The organism is Burkholderia sp. LMU1-1-1.1 (assembly GCF_040675865.1).
In the GTDB taxonomy this organism is placed as follows: Bacteria; Pseudomonadota; Gammaproteobacteria; order Burkholderiales; family Burkholderiaceae_D; genus Rugamonas.
The window spans coordinates 228236-251154 of record NZ_JBEGHG010000045.1 but is presented as its reverse complement, the minus strand read 5'-3'; the positions used below and the strand labels follow the sequence as shown (position 1 = coordinate 251154).

20 protein-coding genes are annotated in these 22919 nt (G+C 63.3%); 15 read left to right on the top strand and 5 right to left on the bottom strand.

Annotated features, from left to right (window positions below):
* Window positions 1-76 precede the first annotated feature (76 nt).
* The 3 genes from MRBLMU1_RS24515 (at window position 77) to MRBLMU1_RS24505 (ending at window position 2958) form a co-directional block, all read left to right on the top strand.
* Complete coding sequence (locus MRBLMU1_RS24515) at window positions 77-2149, top strand: UvrD-helicase domain-containing protein (RefSeq protein ID WP_363507119.1); 2073 nt, start codon at window positions 77-79, stop codon at window positions 2147-2149.
* Between the two features lie 88 nt (window positions 2150-2237).
* A complete protein-coding gene (locus tag MRBLMU1_RS24510; RefSeq protein ID WP_363507116.1) occupies window positions 2238-2693 on the top strand; it encodes a cache domain-containing protein in 456 nt (151 codons plus the stop codon).
* Window positions 2694-2745: 52 nt separating this feature from the next.
* On the top strand, window positions 2746-2958 hold the full coding sequence (locus tag MRBLMU1_RS24505) for a SlyX family protein (protein WP_090324563.1): 213 nt from the start codon (window positions 2746-2748) through the stop codon (window positions 2956-2958).
* A gap of 1 nt (window position 2959) precedes the next feature.
* On the opposite strand, the gene MRBLMU1_RS24500 is transcribed toward MRBLMU1_RS24505, so the two are convergent.
* On the bottom strand, window positions 2960-3427 hold the full coding sequence (locus MRBLMU1_RS24500; protein ID WP_363507113.1) for a heme-degrading domain-containing protein: 468 nt from the start codon (window positions 3425-3427) through the stop codon (window positions 2960-2962).
* A gap of 188 nt (window positions 3428-3615) precedes the next feature.
* On the opposite strand from MRBLMU1_RS24500, the gene MRBLMU1_RS24495 reads away from it, so the two are divergent.
* The gene (locus MRBLMU1_RS24495; protein WP_363507110.1) at window positions 3616-4764 is read left to right on the top strand and encodes a GGDEF domain-containing protein; all 1149 of its coding nucleotides are present in this window, start codon (window positions 3616-3618) and stop codon (window positions 4762-4764) included.
* A 128-nt stretch (window positions 4765-4892) separates the two neighbouring features.
* Window positions 4893-5339 carry an SRPBCC family protein gene (locus MRBLMU1_RS24490; RefSeq protein WP_363507107.1) on the top strand — a complete coding sequence of 149 codons (447 nt, stop codon included), beginning with the start codon at window positions 4893-4895 and terminating at the stop codon, window positions 5337-5339.
* Between the two features lie 44 nt (window positions 5340-5383).
* Here MRBLMU1_RS24490 and MRBLMU1_RS24485 read toward each other — a convergent pair whose 3' ends face one another.
* The 3 genes from MRBLMU1_RS24485 to MRBLMU1_RS24475 form a co-directional block, all read right to left on the bottom strand.
* Complete coding sequence (locus MRBLMU1_RS24485) at window positions 5384-5686, bottom strand: hypothetical protein (RefSeq protein WP_363507104.1); 303 nt, start codon at window positions 5684-5686, stop codon at window positions 5384-5386.
* A gap of 189 nt (window positions 5687-5875) precedes the next feature.
* On the bottom strand, window positions 5876-7132 hold the full coding sequence (locus tag MRBLMU1_RS24480; RefSeq protein WP_363507101.1) for a TonB family protein: 1257 nt from the start codon (window positions 7130-7132) through the stop codon (window positions 5876-5878).
* 74 nt (window positions 7133-7206) lie between these two features.
* Window positions 7207-7488, bottom strand: coding sequence for a hypothetical protein (locus MRBLMU1_RS24475; protein ID WP_363507098.1), 282 nt, complete (start codon window positions 7486-7488; stop codon window positions 7207-7209).
* A 234-nt stretch (window positions 7489-7722) separates the two neighbouring features.
* On the opposite strand from MRBLMU1_RS24475, the gene MRBLMU1_RS24470 reads away from it, so the two are divergent.
* The gene (locus MRBLMU1_RS24470; RefSeq protein ID WP_363507095.1) at window positions 7723-8298 is read left to right on the top strand and encodes a TMEM175 family protein; all 576 of its coding nucleotides are present in this window, start codon (window positions 7723-7725) and stop codon (window positions 8296-8298) included.
* Between the two features lie 10 nt (window positions 8299-8308).
* On the opposite strand, the gene MRBLMU1_RS24465 is transcribed toward MRBLMU1_RS24470, so the two are convergent.
* A complete protein-coding gene (locus MRBLMU1_RS24465; RefSeq protein ID WP_363507092.1) occupies window positions 8309-9091 on the bottom strand; it encodes a hypothetical protein in 783 nt (260 codons plus the stop codon).
* 307 nt (window positions 9092-9398) lie between these two features.
* Here MRBLMU1_RS24465 and MRBLMU1_RS24460 point away from each other — a divergent pair, with 307 nt between their 5' ends.
* From MRBLMU1_RS24460 to MRBLMU1_RS24420, 9 genes are all read left to right on the top strand, one after another.
* Window positions 9399-11537 carry a M3 family metallopeptidase gene (locus tag MRBLMU1_RS24460; RefSeq protein WP_363507089.1) on the top strand — a complete coding sequence of 713 codons (2139 nt, stop codon included), beginning with the start codon at window positions 9399-9401 and terminating at the stop codon, window positions 11535-11537.
* Window positions 11538-11642: 105 nt separating this feature from the next.
* Window positions 11643-13772, top strand: a complete 2130-nt coding sequence (locus MRBLMU1_RS24455) for a M3 family metallopeptidase (RefSeq protein WP_363507086.1) — start codon at window positions 11643-11645, stop codon at window positions 13770-13772.
* A gap of 182 nt (window positions 13773-13954) precedes the next feature.
* Window positions 13955-14164, top strand: a complete 210-nt coding sequence (locus tag MRBLMU1_RS24450) for a VF530 family protein (RefSeq protein ID WP_363507083.1) — start codon at window positions 13955-13957, stop codon at window positions 14162-14164.
* Between the two features lie 19 nt (window positions 14165-14183).
* Window positions 14184-14462 (top strand): DUF4404 family protein, encoded by a 279-nt coding sequence (locus MRBLMU1_RS24445; RefSeq protein WP_315216156.1) that lies wholly within the window; start codon window positions 14184-14186, stop codon window positions 14460-14462.
* Between the two features lie 255 nt (window positions 14463-14717).
* A complete protein-coding gene (locus MRBLMU1_RS24440; protein WP_363507611.1) occupies window positions 14718-17084 on the top strand; it encodes a YgiQ family radical SAM protein in 2367 nt (788 codons plus the stop codon).
* Window positions 17085-17186: 102 nt separating this feature from the next.
* On the top strand, window positions 17187-17537 hold the full coding sequence (locus tag MRBLMU1_RS24435) for a DUF7668 domain-containing protein (RefSeq protein ID WP_363507080.1): 351 nt from the start codon (window positions 17187-17189) through the stop codon (window positions 17535-17537).
* Window positions 17538-17572: 35 nt separating this feature from the next.
* Window positions 17573-18253 carry a hypothetical protein gene (locus MRBLMU1_RS24430; protein WP_363507077.1) on the top strand — a complete coding sequence of 227 codons (681 nt, stop codon included), beginning with the start codon at window positions 17573-17575 and terminating at the stop codon, window positions 18251-18253.
* A 242-nt stretch (window positions 18254-18495) separates the two neighbouring features.
* On the top strand, window positions 18496-19941 hold the full coding sequence (locus tag MRBLMU1_RS24425; RefSeq protein ID WP_363507074.1) for a hypothetical protein: 1446 nt from the start codon (window positions 18496-18498) through the stop codon (window positions 19939-19941).
* 175 nt (window positions 19942-20116) lie between these two features.
* Entirely contained in the window at window positions 20117-22888 is a 2772-nt protein-coding gene (locus tag MRBLMU1_RS24420; RefSeq protein ID WP_363507071.1) for an EAL domain-containing protein, read from the top strand.
* Window positions 22889-22919 lie beyond the last annotated feature (31 nt).

The window sequence follows — 22919 nt, the reverse complement described above, 5'->3', positions numbered from 1 at the left end:
CCGGGCCGCCGGCCGTGGCCGGCGCCGCCGGGCACTGCTACAATGGCTGGCTATTTCCTCGTCAGATCGTCCCCCGATGTCCAAAGCACCACAATTCGGCCTCAACGTCCCGCAAAGCGAAGCCGTGACCTATCTGGACGGCCCGTGCCTGGTGCTGGCCGGGGCCGGCTCGGGCAAGACGCGCGTGATCACGCAGAAGATCGCCCACCTGATCGAGGACCGGGGCTACGACCCGCGCACCATCGCCGCCCTGACCTTCACCAACAAGGCGGCGCTGGAGATGCAGGAGCGTATCGCCAAGCTGCTCAAGCAGCCCAAGCAGGCCAAGCAGCTGACGGTGTCGACCTTCCACTCGCTGGGCGTCAAGATCCTGCGCCAGGAGGCCAACGGCGTCGGCCTCAAGGACCGCTTTTCGATCATGGACAGCGACGATTGCGGCTCGCTGATCCAGGATCTGGCCATCACCACCGACAAGCAGGTGGTGCGCCGCATCCAGACCGACATTTCGCTGTGGAAAAACGGCCTGGTCGACCCGACGATCGCGCTGCAGCAGGCCAAGGACGAGGACGAGGCGCAGTCGGCGCGCATCTACGCCAGCTACGTGGCGACCTTGTCGGCCTACCAGGCGGTCGACTTCGACGACCTGATCCGCCTGCCGGTGGAACTGTTCCGCAGCAACGAGCCGGTGCGCGACAAGTGGCAGCGCCGCCTGCGCTATCTGCTGATGGACGAGTACCAGGACACCAACACCTGCCAGTACGAGCTGGTCAAGCTGATGGTCACCGGCGTCGGCAAGAAGCCGATGTTCACCGCCGTGGGCGACGACGACCAGGCGATCTACGCCTGGCGCGGTGCCTCGGTGGAAAACCTCAAGACCCTGCAGACCGACTTCCCCGACCTGCAGGTGATCAAGCTGGAGCAGAACTACCGCTCCACCACGCGCATCCTGCAGGCGGCCAACGCGGTGATCGGCAACAATCCCAAGCTGTTCGAGAAGTCGCTGTGGTCGGAGCACGGCCTGGGCGAGCCGATCAACGTGCTCGGCATGGCCAACGACGACCAGGAGGCCGAGCAGGTGGCCATCATGATCTCGGCCGACCATTTCCAGCGCAAGAACAAGTGGTCCGACTACGCCATCCTGTACCGGGGCAACCACCAGGCGCGCATCATCGAGCAGAGCCTGCGCAAGGAACGCATTCCGTACACGATCTCCGGCGGCCAGAGCTTCTTCGACAAGGCCGAGATCAAGGACATCATCAGCTATCTGCGCCTGCTGGCCAACACCGACGACGATCCGGCCTTCATCCGCGCCGTCACCACGCCGCGGCGCGGGGTCGGCCAGTCGACCATGGAGACGCTGGGCACCTTCTCCGGCCAGTGGCAGTGCTCGCTGTTCGAGGCCGTGTTCAAGGGCGGCATCGAGGCCCTGCTTACCGATCGCCAGCTGGGGCCGCTGCGCGACTTCTGCAACTTCATCAACAACCTCGAGTCGCGCGCCAGCCGTCCCGGTCCGAGCGGCAGCGGCGACAACGCCGCCCAGGTGCTGGACGACTTGCTGGAGGCGATCAACTACGAATCCTACCTGTACGACATGTTCGACGAGCGCGCGGCCCAGGGCAAGTGGCAGAACGTGCTGGAATTCACCAACTGGCTCAAGGAGCGCGGCCGTGGCGGCAAGGACCGCGACGGCGACGAGAAGAACGTGCTCGAGCTGACCCAGATGGTGGCGCTGATGTCGATGCTGGAAGGCCAGGACGAGGACCCGGACGCCGTGCGCATGTCGACCCTGCACGCGTCCAAGGGGCTGGAGTATCCGCACGTGTTCCTGGTCGGCGTCGAGGAGGGCATCCTGCCGCACAAGGGCGACCCGGACGCGCCGGCCGAGACCATCGCCGCCCGCGTGCAGGAGGAGCGGCGCCTGATGTACGTCGGCATCACGCGCGCCCAGCGCACCCTGCAGATCACCTGGTGCAAAAAACGCAAGCGCGGCGGCGAACAGGTGCATTGCGACCCGTCCCGCTTCATCAAGGAAATGGAGCTCGACGTCGGCACGGCCGCGCCGGTCGAGTCCGAAATCATCACGCCAAAAGAGCGGCTGGCAAGGATGAAGGAACTTTTAGCCACGCCCAAGCCGGAACCGAAGCCCTAGGCGCGCGTTGCACGTGCGTTGTCCCCTGGCAATGTGCTAGCATCGATTTGCCGACCGCTTTGGTCCGATTGCTTCCGGAGGTAACATCTTGCGTACCCGACTTATCGCTGCACTGCTGCTCTCCTGCGCGCTGCCGCTCGCGGCCCAGGCCGACGATTTCGCCACCAAGCCGGAGGCCGAGGCGATGGTCGCCAAGGCCCTGAAATACTGGAAAACCCACGGCAACGAGAAAACCTACGCCGAGATCGGCAAGAAGGATGGCCAGTTCGTCGACCGCGACCTGTACGTGGTGATTTACGGCCTCGACGGCACGGTGCGCGCACACGGCGCCAATCCCAAGATGATCGGCAAGAACCTGATGGAAATCCGCGACGTCGACGGCAAGTTCTTCGTCAAGGAGCGGGTCGAGATGGCCAAGAAGAAAAAGCCGTTCTGGCAGGATTACAAGTTCACCAACCCGACCAGCGGCAAGATCGAGCCCAAGACCATGTATTGCGTGCCGGAAGACGATATGGTGCTGTGCGGCGGCGTCTACTTAAAGTAAGCCGTGGGGTGAATGGCGGTTAGAATGCAGGCTTTCCAGCAGGGAGCATGCCGTGGGCAACACCGAAGACCGCTTCATCGATATTGAAATCAAACTGGCGCACCAGGAACACATCGTCGAGTCGCTGAACCAGCGGGTCTACGAGCAGCAACAGCAGATCGACAAGCTCGAGCAGATGTGCGCCGCGCTGGTCCAGCACGTGCGCGACCAGGCCCAGGGCAACAGTGGCGGCGCGCTCGCGCACGAGCCGCCGCCGCACTACTGATTTACACCAGCACCGCGCGCAACGCCTCGACGGCGATCGCGTGGTCTTCCGCCTGGCGCAGGCCGGACACTGTCACAGTGCCGATCATGCCGACGTTCCTGATCGTGATCGGGAACGCGCCGCCGTGGGCCGCGTAGTCGGCCGGATCGAGATACTTGATCTCGTCGAACGCCACGCCCCGGTGCTTGTGGTCGATGCCGATGAAGAACGAGCAGCGGCCGAAGCGCGCCACCACATTGTTCTTGCGCCGTATCCAGTCGGCCTGGTCGGCCGATGCGCCCTGCATCGCGTGGTGGAACAGCACTTGGCCGTTGACGGTGATGTTGACCGTCACGCTTTTTTGCCTGCCCTTGGCCAGCTCCACCACCTTCAAGCCCAACGCCAGCGCGGTATCGCTGCCGAAGGCGGTAAATTGCAGTTCCTTTTCCTGCTCCGTCAACGTCTCGAGCAACTCAGGGAAATTTTCCATCGATAATCCTTTAGTGGTAAGCGCAGACCGCCAGTTTAGCCGAGCTCGGCCTTTCGCTCCCATCCGCCAGGCGCAACACCGATGTTTAGTTGTGTCAATGCCTATAAAGTTGTCTGATGGAACAGATGGTTGTGCGTTATACTATCGGCCCGCGTGCCGCGCCCCGCCACGCTTTCCCGTGGTTTTACATGCACATCGACGTATCCACCCTGCTCATCGCCATGACGCTCAACATGTTGACGATGGCGGTCGCGTTGCCGTATTTCATGGGGCACGTCAACCGGCCCGCGCGCCGGGCGCAGGTCGGCGTCGCCCTGCAAACCACCGGCTGGGTGCTGTTGCTGCTGTCGAGCATGTGCGAGCCCGGTGCCTGGCTGGACCGCTTGCTGTCGACCTTGTCGATGGGGTGCATCGCCGGCGGCATGGCGTTCAACGCGGTCGCTTTCGACCTGTGGTGCGGCCGCCAGGCCACCGCGCGCGCGCCGACCATCATCGCCGTGCTGCTGACGCTGGGCTACGGCGCCGGCTTTTCGAGCTACGCCTTCCGCGTCGGCTGGGCCAACGGCTTGCTGACCCTGCAGATGGCGATGGTGGTTATGGCGCTGTGTCGCCGGCCGCAGGCGCCGGTTGGACGCTGGCGCTGGTTGCTGGTGATCTCGCTGCTGGCGCAGATGGTGGTGACGGCCTGGCGCGGCGCCTTGGGCGCCTTCTACACGGCCGACTTCCCGCATTTCTTCGCGCCGCACGTGGTCAACCTGGTGTTCGCGCTGGTGGCCAACGTCACGGTGGTGCTGTCGCTGGCGGCCATCCTGCTGGCCCACCGCGACGAGGCCGCGCGCGAGCTGGAGCGGCTGGCCACGGTCGACGGCCTCACGGGCGCCCTCAACCGGCGCGCCTGGCTGGCGCAGGCCGGCGTGGACCTGGCGATCAGCGTGCGCTATCGGCAACCGATGGGGGTGCTGATGCTCGACCTCGACCACTTCAAGCAACTCAATGACACCCGCGGCCACGCCGCCGGCGACCGCGCGCTGCAGCGCTTCGCGGCCGCGCTGCGGGCGGTCAGCCGCACCGGCGACGTCTTCTGCCGCTACGGCGGCGAGGAGTTCTGCGTGCTGCTCAACCGGGCAGACATCGCCGCCGTCCGGTCCTACGACCGGCGCCTGCGCGACTGGCTGGCCGAGCATGTGTTGCCGACGCTCGATTTCGAATTGTCGTACAGCGCGGGCATCGCCATGCGCCTGTCGGAATCGGACACCATCGAGGCCATGCTGCGCCGCGCGGACGCCGGGTTGTACCTCGCCAAGGCGCAGGGCCGGGACCTTACCTTGGGCGGGTAGGTCGCGCCACGCCGCCGCCGAAACGCTGCGATAGTTGGAAAAAATATGCGGGCCGATGTCGAATCGGCCGTTGGTCGTTCGTCGTATGATCTGAGGGCTGTCCTCTACTTCTTTCAGGAGAATCGATTATGACCACCAATACCGTGCAACTGCATCGCGTCCTCAAGTCGACGCCGGACCGTGTATATCGCGCCTTCCTGGACGCCGATGCCATGGCCAAATGGCTGCCGCCGTTTGGTTTCACCGGCAAGGTCCACCAGATGGATGCCGAGGTCGGCGGCGCATACCGGATGTCGTTCACCAACTTCACCACCGGCGACAGCCACTCGTTCGGCGGCGAATATCTGGAACTGGTGCCGAACCAGCGCCTGCGCTACACGGCCAAGTTCGACGATCCCAACCTGCCGGGCCAGATGCAGACGACCGTGACTTTGCGGGAAGTGTTCTGCGGCGTGGAGATCAAGGTCGTGCAGGAAGGCATACCTGAAGTGATCCCGGCCGAGGCATGCTATCTGGGATGGCAGGAGTCGCTGGTGCTGCTGGCGCAACTGGTCGAGCCGGAGATCCGCCAGTAGTTCAGCGGGTGAGGTAATGGACGCGGTGGCGCAATGATCGACGCTCAAGGAGAAGGAAGCAGACCATAGACCTTGACGATCAAGCCCGCCGTACCAAGGGCGGTGGTCAGGCAGATGCTCAACAGGATGCGGAAGTCCGTGGTGCGAATCTTCATCAATTGCTCGTGCACGCGAACGAACTCGGCGTCGGTACGGACGAAGCCAGCATCGGTACGGACGAAGCCGGCCCGCATTTCGTCGCGCAGTCCCGATGTGGCCTGGCCCTGGTAGCCGATCGCCGTCTCCAGATGGGCGACGCGCTCGGCGATGTAAGGTTGGCCCTGCTGAGACTGGTGATTGTTGTTCATGATTGGCTCCTCCGCAGTAATCATTACTTTACGCCGTGATGTATGCGCGGCATAGAGCGCACGATTGACGCAGCTCCGAACGCGGCAGCCGACCTGGCGGCCGCGCGCTTGAACCGCCCGGTGGACGTAAAGCGCGCGCTGCCGGTCATTTCTGATACCAGCCGGAAATCGTCGGTCTGTGGGTGCCGATCACTCGCCAAGGATGTAGTTCGCGGCCTCGTTGTTGTCGAGCCATCGGCCTGCTATCGGACTTCCCAGAGCCGAGGCCTTGCGTAGCCAGACTTTGCCTTGTTCGGGATCCTGCGTTATATGCTTCCCCCTAGTGAGCATATATCCCATCACTGCCATCGCCTGGACATTTCCACCTGCCGCGGCACGCTGCAAGAAGTTCCAGCCATCCGTTGGGCTTTGCGCCACGCCCTTGCCTGCAAGGTACAACTCGCCCATCACCGCCTCTGCTCCGGGATCGCGCTGTTGCGCAGCCTTTCCAAGCCAAAGGATGGCAAGAGGCAAGTCCCTCTCGACCCCTTTACCGCGCAGGTACATGAGGCCCAGATGTGTTTGAGCCGCTGGTCTTTCTGCTTCCGCCGCCTTGCGGTACCACGCCACCGCATTGGCATCGCTCTGTTCAACGCCCGTCCCGTTTTCGTAATAGCTCCCCAATTTATCCTCTGACGCATGATCGCCTTGGTCGGCGGCTTTGCGATACCATTGCGCCGCGATAGTGGCGTCGCGCGTGACTCCCGTACCGGTTTCATAGAACCCCGCCATCTTGCTCTGGGCGTTCACATTGCCCTGTTCCGCAGCTTTTTGATAGTAGGCCAGTGCCAGCTCAGGATTTTTTTCCGCGCCCGCGCCGTAGTTCAAGCTGTTTGCGAACTCGTATTGGGCATCCGGCTGTCCGCGTTCCGCTGCGAGGCGAAACATCTTGTTTGCAAATTCAAGATCTATCGGCAAACCAGTCATTCCCCGGTACAGCATGCCCAGTTTATATAAGGCCGTCACATCGCCTTTCAGCGCGGCGGCGCGATAAGTTTCGGCCCGGGCCAGTCCTTCTTGCGTTCGCTCGCGTGTATCAATGCTCCATACATACTGGATTTGCGCCCAGGCACCGACTGCCATGCCGTTGACTTTTGCAGCGCTGAATCGGCAGCGCTCGATGCCGCGTTGGGCCGCTTCGTCCAGCAATGGGACGCCGCTTGACTTGACGATCATCGAGTCCATGACTTTTCCTTCTTCGCTAATCAGGAAAGACAGCACTACGGTGCCGGTTTGTTCGTTGCGCAGCGCTTCCTTGGGCCATTCCGGCTTCTCACAGCTGTTGAAGTCGGCAACAGGGCGCCTGTTTTGCTCGTCGCTGGCGGAAGTGGTGCTGGTGCTCGCCAGCATCGCCAAGCCGAGTGCCAGAGCAAGGATCTCTTTGCTGAAAATGTTTGATTTCATCATGGGGCCACCGAGGAATAGTGGCGGCCAGTTTATGTGGATAAATAGACATTGTCGAGTTGCGTATGCTTCGCCGCTCAATGCGATGGGAGCAGACCATAGACCTTGACGATCAATCCCGCCGTGCCGAGGGCGGTGGTCAGGCAGATACTCAACAGAATTCGGAAGTCCGTGGTGCGAATCTTCATTAATTGCTCGTGCACGCGAACGAACTCGGCGTCGGTACGGACGAAGCCGGCCCGCATTTCGTCGCGCAGTCCCGATACGGCCTGGCCCTGGTACTCGATCGCCGTCTCCAGATGGGCGACTCGCTCGGCGATGTAGTTCTGGCCATGCTCGGGCTGGTGATTGCTGTTCATGATGGGCTCCTCCGCAGTAATCACTACTTTACTCCGTCGTATATGCGCGTCATAGCGCGCACGATTGATGCAACTCCGAACGCTACAGCCACTGGAGGGCCGTGCGGTTGAGCTTGCTGGCGGAGCAAGCAGCCAAGCCGAGATTCCTCGGTAGCCAAATGAGGGAGGGTTTGACGCCGCCAGGCCGTCTGCCATCCTGTAAAATCAGCCCACAAAAAAACACCGGGGAATCACATGGGCAAAGGCAGGCTTGAAGCATTCAGCGATGGCGTCATCGCGATCATCATCACCATCATGGTGCTGGAACTGAAGGTGCCGCATGGGGCCGATCTGGCGGCACTGGAGCCGCTGGTGCCGGTGTTCCTCAGCTACGTGCTCAGTTTCGTCTACGTCGGCATTTACTGGAACAACCACCACCACATGCTGCACGCCTCGACCGTGGTCAACGGCACCGTGCTGTGGGCCAATCTGCACCTGATGTTCTGGCTGTCGCTGATCCCGTTCGCCACCGGCTGGATGGGCGAGAACCATTTCGCGCCGTTGCCCGTCGCGCTGTATGCCGCCACGCTGTTCCTGTCGTCGGTGGCCTATTTCATCCTCGAGCACATGCTGATCTCCTGCAATCCGAAGGACCGCGTACTGGCCAAGGCCATCGGCAAGGACCGCAAGGGCATGGCGTCGATGGTGCTGTATTTCCTCGCCGTGCCGCTGGCCTTCTTGGCGGTGTGGGCGTCGTTCACGCTGCTCGTGCTGGTGGCGATACTGTGGTTCCTGCCCGACCGCCGCATCGAGGCGGCGATGCGCTCCTAAGGTTTTAAGCTTACTGCGCGCAGCTATTGCCGATACGCGTCCACAGCGTGCGGCTGCTGGTCTGCATGCGTGGGCCGCCTTGTTCCATCGCCTGCAGCGCTTGCGCGATGGCGGCGGCTTCTTCCGGCGAATTGGCGTTGGCTTGTTCTTCGAGCAGCGCGGCCTTGGCCTCGGTCAAGTGCGCCTGCATCTCCACCTGCTGCCGCGGCAAATCCGCCAGCATCTTTTTGGCTTGCGCCCGCTCCTCGGGCGTGGCGCCGTTCTTCGCCGCGATCTCCAGCATCGGCCGCATGGCGTTCATGTCCGGCGCGCCGTTATGCACCTTGACGTCGCCTTCGTGCAGGTACTCCCAGGTATCCTTGCCCAGCTTGCGGATGGTGAGCTTGATTTTGCCGATCGAGCATTGCGACTCAAGCACGATGGTGTCGTCGGTGGCGCTTTCCGATAGGTTCTTGCAGGCCGCCGCCGCCATTTCCGGCGGTAACGCCACCGGCTTGCCGGCGCTGGACCTGACGCAGAAAGTGTTCGGGCCCTTGCCCTTGAATTGCCGATCGTAGCTCTGGCCACCCTGGGTGGTGCGGGTGCCGACGTCGCCGGTGGCGCCATCCTCCTTTTGCCGGAAGCTGGCATCGGCGTCGGGCATGCGCATGGTGCCGTCCTGGTCGAGACGGTACAAGCCCGGCGGCGGCGCCACCTTGTTGTAGGCCGCCACGGACACGGCGGCGTCGGCGGCGCCGGAGACGATGGAAGAGCCGGCGGCGAGCAGGGCGGCGACAAGCAGGGTACGCGGCATGGGGGGCTCCTGAATGAATGTCGTAATACTAATATAACCAATAACAATTCAAACAATTTGTTTGCTGCGAACAGGCAAACGGAGGCTTGCGTTTTCTACGGTCGATATTGCCAGATGGCGTCCGTCCACGATATAAAGAGCATCTCGACAAAGCATTCTTCGGAAAAATGCACCGGTTTCCAATCAAGTGCAGTGCAGCATTTTTTGCGGGTGACTGCCTGTATGTCACCCTGATATGATCGTGCGCTTCCGTGCCGCGCTTTGCCGCGCCGGCATTTTTCTTGGCGCTTACTGAAAGATCCAGATCATGTCCCGTCCTCAGATGCTTGTTGTCGCCGCCGCCCTTGGCCTGGCTTTTTCCCAGACAGTTCTGGCCGCACCGGCCGCTCCGGCAGCCTCCCTGGCCGGCAACCCGCTGGCCACCGCCAGCACCTTGCCGTTTCACTATCCAGCCTTCGACAAGATCAAGGATGAGCATTTCCTGCCGGCCTACGCGGAAGGCATGCGCCAGCAGTTGAAGGAAATCGACGCCATCGCCAACAACAAGAAGCCGGCGACGTTCGACAACACCATCGTCGCGATGGAGAAATCCGGCGCGCTGCTGACGCGCGTGCAAACCACCTTCGCCAACCTGCAGGGCGCCAACACCAACGACAAGCTCGACGCCATCGACAGCGAAATGTCGCCCAAGCTGGCCGCCCATGGCGACGCCATCTACCTGAACGCCAAGCTGTACGCGCGCGTCAAGGCGCTGTACGACAAACGCGACAGCCTCAAGCTGGACGCCGAATCGAAGCACCTGCTGGAACGCTACCACACCGATTTCGTCCGCGCCGGCGCCAACCTGTCGGCCGCCGACAAGGAAAAACTGAAGGCGCTCAACGGCGTCATCGCCACCTTGCAGACCACCTTCACGCAGAACGTGCTGAAGGAAACCAATGCTTCGGCCTTGCTGGTCGACACCCGCGAGGAGTTGGCTGGCATGAGCGAGGCCGCCATCGACGCGGCCGCCGCCGCCGCCAAGGAAAAGGGCAAGGATGGCAAGTTCCTGATCGCGCTGGTCAACACCAGCGGCCAGCCGCCGCTGGCCGTGTTGAAAAGCCGCGCCGTGCGCGACAAGCTGATGGCCGTGTCGCTGTCGCGCGGCGCCAATGGTGGCGAGTTCGACAACCGCCAGGTGGTGCTGAAGATCGCCAAGGCGCGCGCCGAGAAGGCCACGCTGCTGGGCTACGCCAACTATGCCGCCTACTCGCTGGAAGACCAGACCGCGCACGACACGGCCGCCGTCAACAAGCTGCTGGGCGAGCTGGCCCCGCCGGCCGTCACCAACGCCAGGAAGGAAGCGGCCGACCTGCAAGCGGTGGTCGACGCCGAGAAGAGCGGCTTCAAGATCGGCGCGGCCGACTGGGCCTACTACACCGACAAGGTGCGCGCGCAGCGCTTCGCCTTCGACGAGAACCAGCTCAAGCCGTACTTCGAACTGGACAACGTGCTGATCAACGGCGTGTTCTTCGCCGCCACCAAGCTGTACGGCATCACCTTCAAGGAGCGCAAGGATCTGCCGGTGTACAACCCGGACGTGCGCGTGTTCGACGTGTTCGACGCTGACGGCAAGCAACTGGCCATCTTCCTGGCCGACATGTACGCCCGCAGCAACAAGCAGGGTGGCGCGTGGATGAACGAATACATCTCGCAATCGACCCTGCTGGGCACCAGGTCGGTGGTGGCCAACCACCTCAACATTCCGAAACCGCCGGCCGGCGAGCCGACCCTGCTGACCTACGACGAGGTCAAGACCGCGTTCCACGAGTTCGGTCACGCGCTGCACGGCATGTTCTCCAATGTGAAATATCCGCGCTTCTCCGGCACCAGCGTGCCGCGCGACTTCGTCGAGTACCCGTCGCAGGTCAACGAGATGTGGGCCGTGTGGCCGGAGGTGCTGTCCAACTACGCCAAGCACTACAAGACCGGCGCGCCGATGCCGAAGGAGCTGCTCGACAAGGTGATCGCGTCGAAGAAGTTCAACCAGGGTTTCCTGACCACCGAGTACCTGGCCGCGTCGCTGCTGGACCAACGCTGGCATCAGCTGACCCCGGCGCAAATCCCGACCGACGTGCTGGGTTTCGAGGCGCAATCGCTGAAGGACATGGGCGTCGATTTCGCGCCGGTGCCGCCACGCTATCGCACCACGTATTTCTCGCATAGCTTCTCGGGCGGCTACTCGGCCGGCTACTACGCCTACCTGTGGTCGGAGAAGCTGGACGCCGACACCGTCGAATGGTTCAAGGAGAAGGGCGGCCTGAAGCGTGAGAACGGCGACTGGTTCCGCGCCAAGCTGCTGTCGCGCGGCGGCACGGACGATGCGATGAATCTGTTCCACAATTTCCGTGGCCGCGATCCGGTCATCGAGCCATTGCTGGAGCGCCGTGGCTTGACCGGCAAGTAACGTCAAAACCGCACCCCATACGAGGGGTCGTACCCCGTACGGGGTACGACCCCGCGATTGAGCGCCGTGCGGGGTAAAAATAAATACTCAAGCAAAAGGATTTCCATGAATCGCACCAACCTGATCATCGCCGCCGCCGTCACCGCGACCTGCGGCGTCGCCCACGCCGCGCAACCCGCCTCGCTGCTGGCGGCGAGCAACCCGTTCTCCAAGGTGAGCCCGCTGCAATACGGCTACCCGCAGTTCGACAAGATCAAGAACGAAGACTACGCGCCGGCGTTCGCCGAGGGCATGCGCCAGCAGGCGGCCGAGATCGAAGCGATCGCCAACAACAAGAAACCGGCCACCTTCGACAACACCATCGTCGCGATGGAGAAATCGGGCCAGTTGCTGTCGCGCGTCTCCAGCGTGTTCGGCAACCTGTCGGGCGCCAACACCAACGACACCTTCAAGGCGCTCGAGCGCGAGCTGTCGCCGAAACTGGCGGCCCACAGCGACGCGATCCGCCTCAACGGCAAGCTGTACGCGCGCATCAAGTCGCTGTACGACAAGCGCGATAAGCTGAACCTGGACGCCGAATCGAAATACCTGCTGGAACGCTACAACACCGACTTCGTGCGCGCCGGCGCCAAGCTGTCGGCCGCCGACAAGGACAAGCTCAAGGCGATGAACGCCGAGCTGGCCAAGTTGCAAACCACCTTCGCGCAGAACGTGCTGGAAGAGGCCAACGCCTCGGCGCTGATCGTCGACACCCGCGAGGAACTGGCCGGCATGAGCGACAAGGCGATCGACGCCGCCGCCGCCGTCGCCAAGACGCGCGGCCTGGAAGGCAAGTTCGCCATCCCGGTCGTCAACACCTCGGGCCAGGCCAATCTGGCCGTGCTGACCAACCGCGCCACGCGCGAGCGCCTGATGGCCGCGTCGCTGACGCGCGGCAGCCATGGCGGCAAGTTCGACAACACCAACGTGGTGCTGCAACTGGCCAAGCTTCGCGCCGACAAGGCCGCCCTGTTGGGCTATCCAAGCTTCGCCGCCTATGCGCTGGAAGACCAGACCGCGCACGATCCGGAAGCGGTCAACAAGATGCTGTCCGAATTCGCCCGCCCGGCCGTCGCCAATGCGAAAAAAGAGGGCGCCGAGATCCAGCAGGTGATCGACAAGGAGAAGGGGGGCTTCCAGCTGGCCGCCCACGACTGGTCGTTCTACAGCGACAAGGTGCGCGCCGAGCGCTTCAATTTCGACCAGAACCAGCTCAAGCCTTACTTCGAACTGAACAGCGTGCTGACCAACGGCGTGTTCTTCGCCGCCAACAAGGTCTACGGCCTGTCGTTCAAGGAGCGCAAGGACCTGCCGGTGTACAACCCGGACGTGCGCGTGTTCGACGTCATCGACGCCGACGGCAAGCAACTGGCCATCTTCATCGCCGACTTTTACGCTCGCAGCAACAAGCGCGGCGGCGCCTGGATGAACGCCTACGTGTCGCAATCGTCGCTGATGGGCACGCAGCCGGTGGTGGCCAACCACCTCAACATTCCGAAGCCGAACGATGGCGAGCCGACCCTGCTGACCTACGACGAACTGCGCACCTTGTTCCACGAGTTCGGCCACGCGCTGCACGGCATGTTCTCGAACGTCAAATACCCGCGCTTCGCCGGCACCCGCGTGCCGCGCGACTTCGTCGAATTCCCGTCGCAAGTCAACGAGATGTGGTCGACCCAGCCGGAAGTGCTGGCCAACTACGCCAAGCACTACCAGACCGGCGCCGCCATGCCGCAGGAGTTGCTCGACAAGGTGATCGCCTCGAAGAAGTTCAATGAAGGCTTCCGCACCACCGAGTACCTGGCCGCGTCGATCCTGGACCAGAAGTGGCACCAGCTGGGCGCGACGCAGATCCCGACCGACGTGCTGGGCTTCGAGGCGGCGTCGCTGAAAGCGGCCGGCGTCGACTACGCGCCGGTGCCACCACGCTACCGCACCACGTACTTCTCGCACGTGTTCTCGGGCGGCTATTCGGCCGGCTACTACGGCTACCTGTGGTCGGAGCGCCTGGACGCCGACACCGTCGAATGGTTCAACGAAAACGGCGGCATGCTGCGCAAGAACGGCGATTACTTCCGCAAAATGCTGCTGTCGAAGGGCGGCACGATGGATGCGATGCAGATGTTCCGCGAATTCCGCGGCCGCGACGCCAAGATCGAACCGCTGCTGGAGCGCCGTGGCCTGACGGAAAAATAAACCCGGGCCAGCGAAGCAAGCTAAACCACGTAAACACGTAGGGCGGATTAGCGAAGCGTAATCCGCCAAGCGCCGCCGATAGCCCCCGCGTCCACCCGGAACCCGAGGCCGAACCCGATTTGTGTAGAATCGGCTTCGGCCCTTTCATTTTTTGAGTAAGATATAAACATGAGTAGCAAAACATGAGCAACGACCTGCACGGTGTAACGCTGGAAGCCATCGTCACCCGTTTGCACAAGCATTACGGCTGGGAACAGCTGGCCCAGCGGATCGATATCAATTGTTTCATCAGCGATCCAAGCGTTAAATCCAGCCTGAAGTTTTTGCGCAAGACACCGTGGGCAAGGACCAAGGTCGAAGAGTTGTATGTGACCACCAAATTTGCCGATTGAACAACGAGGGATAAGCATCATGGACAGTAATCTGAAAACATCGCTCAAAACCCTGCAGGCCAACCTGGCCAATGCCGGCCCGGTCGACGCGGAATTGCAGGAATTGCTGGTGCAGCTGGACGGCGACATCCAGGCGCTGCTCGAGCGCGGCAAGGAGGAGCAGCCCGACGGCGGCACCACCACCTTCGGCCTGGCCGAGCGCTCGCAGGAAATCTCGGCCAAATTCGCCGCAGAACATCCGAAACTGGAGCCGGCGCTGCGCGAACTGGGCCGCATGCTGTCCAATATCGGCGTTTGATTGAGCCTGCGATTGAGCGGCGCGCCAACCCTAGGACGAAGGGGTCATACCCCGTACGGGGTACGACCCCCGCACGCCGCAGTGCGGGGTGGCACTTTTCTCACAAGTGATTGAATACTAAAAGAATTTTCCGCGCCACGTGAGCGGAGGGATGGCATTTCCGGTACAATGCTGTCCGATATGATCTCCCCTACCAATTTATTTGCGACCGTCCCCAAGCGGTCTGCCCGCGCTGCCGCCGCGCCTTTCCTGCCGATGTCCCGCGCCGAGATGGACGCGCTCGGCTGGGACGAGTGCGACGTTATCCTGGTCACCGGCGACGCCTACATCGACCATCCGAGCTTCGGCATGGCGCTGGTCGGCCGTCTGCTGGAGGCGCAAGGCTTCCGCGTCGGCATCATCAGCCAGCCGGACTGGACGTCGGCCGAGGCCTTCCGCGCGCTGGGCAAGCCGCGCCTGTACTACGGCATCACCGCCGGCAATATGGATTCGATGGTCAACCGCTACACGGCCGACCGCAAGATCCGCTCCGACGACGCCTACACCGCCAACGGCGAGCCGAACAAGCGGCCCGACCGCGCCGTGACCGTCTACGCCCAGCGCGTGCGTGAAGCCTTCCCCGGTACGCCGGTCGTGATCGGCTCGATCGAGGCGTCGCTGCGCCGCATCGCCCACTACGATTACTGGTCCGACAAGGTGCGCCGCTCGGTGCTGACCGATTCCAAGGCCGATCTGCTGATCTTCGGCAACGCCGAGCGCGCGCTGGTCGACCTGACCCACCGCATGGCGGCGGGCGAGGACATCAAGACCATTCGCGACCTGCGCGGCACGGCCTTCATGGTGCCGGCCGGCTGGCTGCCGAGCGAGGAATGGGGCGTCAACAACAGCACCCGCATGGATACGCCGGGCAAGGTCGATCCGCATGTCGATCCCTACATGATGGTGCAGCAGAACACGTCGTCGTGCGCCACCGAGAACGGCGGCGCCAAGGCTGCCGGTGCCGACGCCGAGGTCAACGAGGCCATGGTCGAGCCCAAGCCTCAGCCGGTCGCCCCCGTTGAAGTCGTCAAAACCATCCGCATCATGAGCCGCGAAGAACGCCAGGCGATGGAAAAGGAAAAGCACCACAAGACCGTGGTGCGGCTGCCGTCGTACGAGACCGTCAGCGTCGATCCGGTGATGTACGCGCACGCCTCGCGCGTGTTCCACCTGGAATCGAATCCCGGCAATGCCCGCGCCATGGTGCAGGCACACGGCGAGCGCGACGTGTGGATCAATCCGCCGCCGCTGCCGCTGCGCATGGACGAGATGGACGGCGTCTACGACATGAACTACGCGCGCGCGCCGCATCCGTCGTACGGCAAGGCCCGCATCCCGGCATGGGAAATGATCCGTTTCTCGGTCAACATCATGCGCGGCTGCTTCGGCGGCTGCACCTTCTGCTCGATCACCGAGCACGAGGGCCGCATCATCCAGAGCCGCTCGGAGCCGTCGATCCTGCGCGAGATCGAACACATCCGCGACAAGACCAAGGGCTTCACCGGCACCATTTCCGACCTGGGCGGGCCGACCGCCAATATGTACCGCCTGGCCTGCAAGGACCCGAAGATCGAGGAATCGTGCCGCCGCCTGTCGTGCGTGTACCCGTCGATCTGCGTCAACCTCGGCACCGACCACAGCAAGCTGATCTCGCTGTACCGCAAGGCCCGCGCCATTCCCGGCGTGAAAAAAATCCTGATCTCGTCGGGCCTGCGCTACGACATCGCCGTGCGTTCGCCCGAGTACGTCAAGGAACTGGTGACCCACCACGTCGGCGGCCTGCTCAAGATCGCGCCCGAGCACACCGAAGAGAACACGCTGTCGAAGATGATGAAGCCGGGCATCGGCGCCTACGACGAGTTCAAGGAAATGTTCGACCGCTTCTCGCTGGAGGCTGGCAAAAAGCAATACCTGATTCCGTACTTTATCGCCGCCCACCCGGGCACGACCGATCTGGACATGCTGAACCTGGCGCTGTGGCTGAAGAAGAACAACTTCAAGCTCGACCAGGTGCAGACCTTCATGCCGACGCCGATGGCGATGGCCACCACCATGTACCACACGCGCAAGAATCCGCTGCGCAAGGTGACGGCCGATTCGGAAACCGTCGAGACGGCCCGCAGCGGCAAGATCCGCCGCACGCACAAGGCTTTCCTGCGCTACCAGGACCCGGAGAACTGGCCGATCCTGCGCGAGGCGCTGGTGGCCATGGGCCGTGGCGACTTGATCGGCAACGGCGACAAGCACCTGATCCCGAGCTGGTCGGCGGGCGAAGCGACCAGCAACCCGAGCACCGACGGCCGCCGTGGCCCGGCCTCGGCGCTGCCGCTGCCGGGCGCCGCCGTTAAGGGCGGCAAGGGCGCCAAGTCCGGCATCGTCGCCTCTGCCCAGCCGCAGCAACGCGGCCAGGGCCAGCGCGCCAACGCGCTGACCGGTTCGCTGACGGCGCGCCAGTCGCTCGAAACCAAGGTGCGCGCGTCCATCCTGGACACCATCAAGGTCAAGAAGCCGGCCGCGTCGGCCCCGGCCAAGGGCGGCAAACCGGCGCGCGCGCCGGCCGCCGCGCCGCGCGGACGCAAATAGCGTCGGCGTCCCGAGCTGGCGTGTGAAAACAGCAGATCCGCTGAAAGGCCGGTCTGCTTTTTTTTTCCTCAGAAATGCTTACCAAATTTCAAGAAACCGCTCATGAATAAATTCGACGAAAAACATATGGGCGCTGTCACGCAGATAGTTTCATGGTTGGTCGCTGCAGATTACAAGTCGATTGAAGAGGCTACGCAGGGAAGACGGCTATCCGGGAAATTATTACGAGCGGCTGTAACAACGTACGGAAAGAAACTGATCGCAGCGCCGGATTTGGGTTTGTATGAATTTGATATCGTTGAAATAATAAATGCGGTGTCACCTTCCTGGTCCGTAAATGTTAATCTTTGGACCGTGGAGGAAGGGCGCTCCGACCTATCCCTCGAATGTACGGTGATTGAGCGCGACGCGGGCGGGATTGGCATTGAGGTGGATAATCTTCATGCGCTTTGATTCGGTCCGGCGTAATTCTAATTAGAATGCTAACTATGTCATTTAGAAAAAAGATTGGTCATAACGATACTCTAATGTCGGGGTTGGCTTCGAGAGGGTATTTTTTGTGTCCGCTTGATGACGACGAGAATCACTGCACCTTTTTGAATAACAGCACCGCTGACGTGTCGGTGACGATTGTGATTTCCATTTGGGATCGGGTGACGTTCCGTTGCGGCTTGCTTATTGCTTCGCGTGGCGTCGGTCAGCAATTGCAATGTAAGGGATTGATTTTTGATGACCATGTTAAAAGCGCGGATTCGCATGAAGTGGTTGCGGCTGTCGAGTTGCTCTGGTTGCGTTGGAACGACGATCCGCAAAATGCGGAAAATTATCGAAATGATTATAGTTATGTCAGTGATGCTGGAAGTAGGCGATTTTTCGAGGATTTAGATACGGTCGGCCAGCGGTTCATATCCAGCATTGCCAGCGCGAGCCAGTTGGCAATCTTTTTGGAGAATCTAGACGTATATCCAGTCCATATTAAATTTGGAGGCGCGCCCGGATCCAGCGATCGGTTTTTATATGCTGCGCTTCTTTACATCGATAGTGGCGATCTGGAAGCAGCCCGCAGAGTGCTTGATCGCGGTGCTCTTTTCCTCGGCAATGGCAGCACGGATGTACAAGTGCGCCGATATCATAGCTTCATGAAACGGCGACAGCTGTTGTTGTCCTGACCTGTTTCCATGGACCGCGCCCGCGATCCCAAGCCGGTTAGCCATGAATGTCGTGGCGGGGCAGCGAGTCCTGGCGCGCGTGCCGGCTGAAATGCTTTCAAGGAGTCGCATCGGTCAAATTGCACGGCTAATTCGGTCCTGCTCCAGCGATGCGGGCGGGGGCCTTCCGACTACACTGGTCGAGGATGGCTGTCATCTCCGACGGCCGGCAACGCAGACTTTCACTGTGAAACTGGAACATCATGAAAAACTTTAAATTCTCGTCCCTGCTGCACGTGCCGCTGGTCGCCCTGTTGGCCGTCCTGGCCGCCTGCGGCGGTGGCGGCGGTGGCGATTCGGCGGCGACGCCGCCGGCCACCAGCACGCCGACTTTGCGCAGCATCGCCATCACCGTGCCCGGCAACGCCACCACCATCGCGGTCGGCACGGCGCCGAAGATCCTGGTCGCCACCGGCAGTTATTCGGACGGCACCACCAAGGCGCTGACGGCCGCCAGCGGCCTGATCTGGGCGCCAACCAACGGCAAGGCGCTGGCGGTGGCGACCAACGGCGCGCTCACGGCCAAGGCGGTGGGCACCGAGAACGTCACGGCCACGGTCGACAGCGTGGTCGGCACCTTGTCCATCACGGTCACGGCGCCATGGATGGGCGTGACCGCCGGCGGCTACCAGACCATCGCGCGCAAAGCCGACGGCAATCTGTACAGCTGGGGCTCGAACATCAAGTCGCAGCTGGGCGACAGTACCACTATCGACCGCAACGCGCCGGTGCTGGTGGCCGGCACCAGCCCGACCTGGAAACAGGTGGCCGTCGGCGACCAGTTCGCCGTGGCGATCCGCAACGACGGCACCATGTGGGCATGGGGCTACAACCAGGACGGCCAGCTGGGCGACGGCACCCAGACCAACCGCGCCGTGCCAACCCAGATCGGCACCGCCAAGGACTGGGCCGTGGTGGCGGCCGGCAAGGCGCACGTGCTGGCGCTGAAGGTCAACGGCAACCTGTACGCGTGGGGCCGCAACGACAAGGGCCAGCTCGGCGACGTCACCTTGACCGGCAACCGCACCGCGCCGGCCAAGATCGGCACGCTGTTGTGGGCCTCGATCGCCGCCGGCGACACGCATTCGCTGGCGATCCAGCGCGACACCAACGACTTGTACGGCTGGGGCGGCAACGTGAACGGCCAGGTCGGCAACGCCAGCCGCACCGACGTGACGGCGCCGGCCAAGATCGGCACCCTCAAATACACCTCGGTGGCGGCCGGCGCCTTCCACTCGACGGCGATCACCACCTCCGGCACCTTGTACGCGTGGGGCCAGAACACCTACGGCCAGCTGGGCAACGGCACCGTCACCGACGTCACGGCGCCGGTGCAGATCGGCACCGACGGCAACTGGTCGCAGATGTCGGCGGGCACGCAGCACACCGTCGGCCTGCGCAACGACGGCACCTTGTGGAGCTGGGGTGCCAACGCCGAAGGCCAGCTGGGCACCGGCGGCACGGACTCGCTGGTGCCGCTGCAGCTGGGCACCGGCGCCAACTGGAAATCCGTCACCTCCGGCATGGCGCACAGCTTCGGCCTGCAATCGGACGATACCTTGTGGGGCTGGGGCCGCAACGTGGAGGGCCAGCTGGGCAACGGCAAGAACGCGCCGTATTCGCCGGTGCCGGTCAACGTGCCGAACTAGGCGACGATGCAAGCTACACCGCGCGGCGCCGCATTGGGCGGCGCGGACGCGGAGGCGGACGGCGGGCGGCAGCCCGGCCGTCCGTTGCTTTTTGTGTCCATGACATGTCATAAAGCACCGGCAAACGGCGTGGAGCGGCTACAATTTGCCTAGCTCTTTCGCTCCAGGACCACTAGTGCCATCCCGCCCACGCGCCATCCTCTGCGCCATCCTCTCCCTCCTTGTGCTGTTGCTGGCCGCCGCGCCGAGCTTCGCGCAGGAAAAAGTCACGCTGCGGCTCAAGCATCTGCACCAATTCCAGTTCGCCGGCTACTACGCCGCGCTCGAGCAGGGCTATTACCGCGACGCCGGACTCGACGTGCGCATCCTCGAGGGCGCGGACGGCAACCAGGCCGAGCGCGACGTGTTGTCCGGCAAGGCCGAGTACGGCGTGGCCGGCAGCAGCCTGTTGCTGGCGCGGCTGGCCGGCAAGCCGGTGGTGGTGCTGGGCGTGGTCTTCCAGCATTCGCCGTACGGGCTGGCGATGCGCCAGTCCGGCGGCGAGCCCGACATCCGACGCCTGATCGGCAAGCGGGCGATGATCGGCTCGCTCACCGACGAGGCCGGTAACGCCGACGAATTGCTGGCGTACCTGGCCAAGGAGGGCGTGCCGGTCGCCAGCATCCAGCGCGTCGCGCCCAGCTTCGATCCGCGTGACCTGATCGAGGGCCGGGTCGACGCCATGGCCGTCTACACGACCAACGAGCCCGACATGTTCGACCGGGTCGGCTTTCCGTATGATATCTACAGCCCGCGCGCGGTCGGCATCGACTTCTACGGCGACAACCTGTTCACCAGCGAGCGCGAGATCGCCAGCCATCCGGAACGGGTGCGCGCCTTCCGCGCCGCCAGCATGCGCGGCTGGCAATGGGCGATGAGCCACCAGGAGGAGACCGTCGACCTGATCCTGAACAAGTACTCGCGCCGCAACGACCGCCAGCACCTGCTGTACGAGGCGCGCCAGATGGTGGGGCTGGTGCAGCCTGTGCTCGTCGAGATCGGCTACATGAATCCGGAGCGCTGGCGCCACATCGCCGACGTCTACGCCGGGCTGGGCATGCTGCCCAAGGCGGTCAGCTTCGACGGCTTCCTGTACGACGGCGACGCCAAGCGCGGCAGCCTGGTGTGGCTGTACCGGGTGCTGGGCGCGGTCGCGCTGGCGCTGGTGCTGGCGGCGGCCGTCCACTTCAGCCTGCTGGCGCGCGAACGCAAGCGCGCGCTCGACGCCATCCGCAAGGGCGAGCAGCGCTTCCGCACGATGTTCGAGGCCTCGCCGCTGGGCATCGCGCTGATCGACTCGGTCAGCTACGAATACCGCGACCTGAACCTGCGCTACCTCGACATCGTCGGCCGCTCGCAGCAGGAGCTGCGCGCCGGCAAGTGGCTCGACATCGTCCATCCGGACGACGCCGCCCAGATCAAGGCGCAGATGGCCCTGCTCACGACGCAGCAGTCGACCGGCTTCAAGGCCACCAGCCGCATGGTCCGGCCGAACGGCGACACGGCTTGGGTCGACATGTCGATCACCGTGCTCGACACCGAGGCCGCCAGCCAGCCGCACCACCTGTGCATGATCGAGGACGTCACGGCCAAGAAGCAGAGCGAGACCCTGATCTGGCAGCAGGCCAACTTCGACGCCCTGACGCAGCTGCCCAACCGCCGCATGTTCCACGACCGGCTGGCGCACGACATCGTGGTCTGCCAGCGCGAGCGCTCCAGCCTGGCCGTGCTGTTCATCGACCTCGACCACTTCAAAGAGGTCAACGACACGCTCGGCCACCACCAGGGCGACATCCTGCTGGTGGACGCGGCGCGCCGCATCAGCGCCTGCGTGCGCAAGTCCGACACCGTGGCGCGGCTCGGCGGCGACGAGTTCACCGTGATCCTGTCGACCCTGGGCCAGACCGACCGGGTCGAGCGCATCGCCCAGCAGATCATCGACAGCCTGCGCGCGCCGTTCGCGCTGGGGCAGGAGCAGGCGTTCGTGTCGGCCAGCATCGGCATCACCCTCTACCCGGACGACGCGCTCGCCATCGACGACCTGCTCAAGCACGCCGACCAGGCGATGTACGCGGCCAAGGGCGCCGGCCGCAACCGCTACAGCTTCTTCACGCCGACCTTGCAGGTGGCCGCGCTCAACCGCATGCGCCTGACCAACGACCTGCGCGGCGCGCTCGCGGGCCGGCAGTTCGCGCTGTACTTCCAGCCGATCGTGCACCTGGAGAGCGGGCGCATCCACAAGGCCGAGGCGTTGATCCGCTGGAACCACCCGCAGCGCGGCGTCGTCAGCCCGCTGGAGTTCATCCCGCTGGCCGAGGCCAGCGGTTTGATCTCCGGCATCGGCGAATGGGTGTTCCGCGAATCGGCGCAATGGGTGCGGCGCTGGCGGCGCGAGCACCATCCGGATTTCCAGGTCAGCATCAACCAGTCGCCGCTGGAGTTCCAGCGCGAGGACGGCTGCTACGAGACCTGGCTCGACCATCTGCGGGCGCTGGAGCTGCCCGGGCAAGCGGTGGTGGTGGAAATCACCGAGGGCCTGCTGCTCGACGCCAACACGGCCGTCAGCAACAAGCTGCTGCAACTGCGCGACGCCGGCATCCAGGTCGCGCTGGACGACTTCGGCACCGGCTACTCGTCGCTGTCGTACCTGAAGAAATTCGATATCGACTATCTGAAGATCGACCGCTCGTTCACGCGTAACCTTGCGGCCGACTCGAGCGACATGGCCTTGTCGGGCGCGATCATCGTCATGGCGCACAAGCTGGGCCTGAAGGTGATCGCCGAGGGCGTGGAGACACCCGAGCAGCGCGAACTGCTGGCCGCCGCCGGCTGCGACTACGGACAGGGCTACCTGTTCGCCAAGCCGATGCCGGCCGAGCAATTCGACGCCTTCCTCAAGTCTGTGTGATGTCATAGTCCTGGTTTCGGGGCTGGGTAAA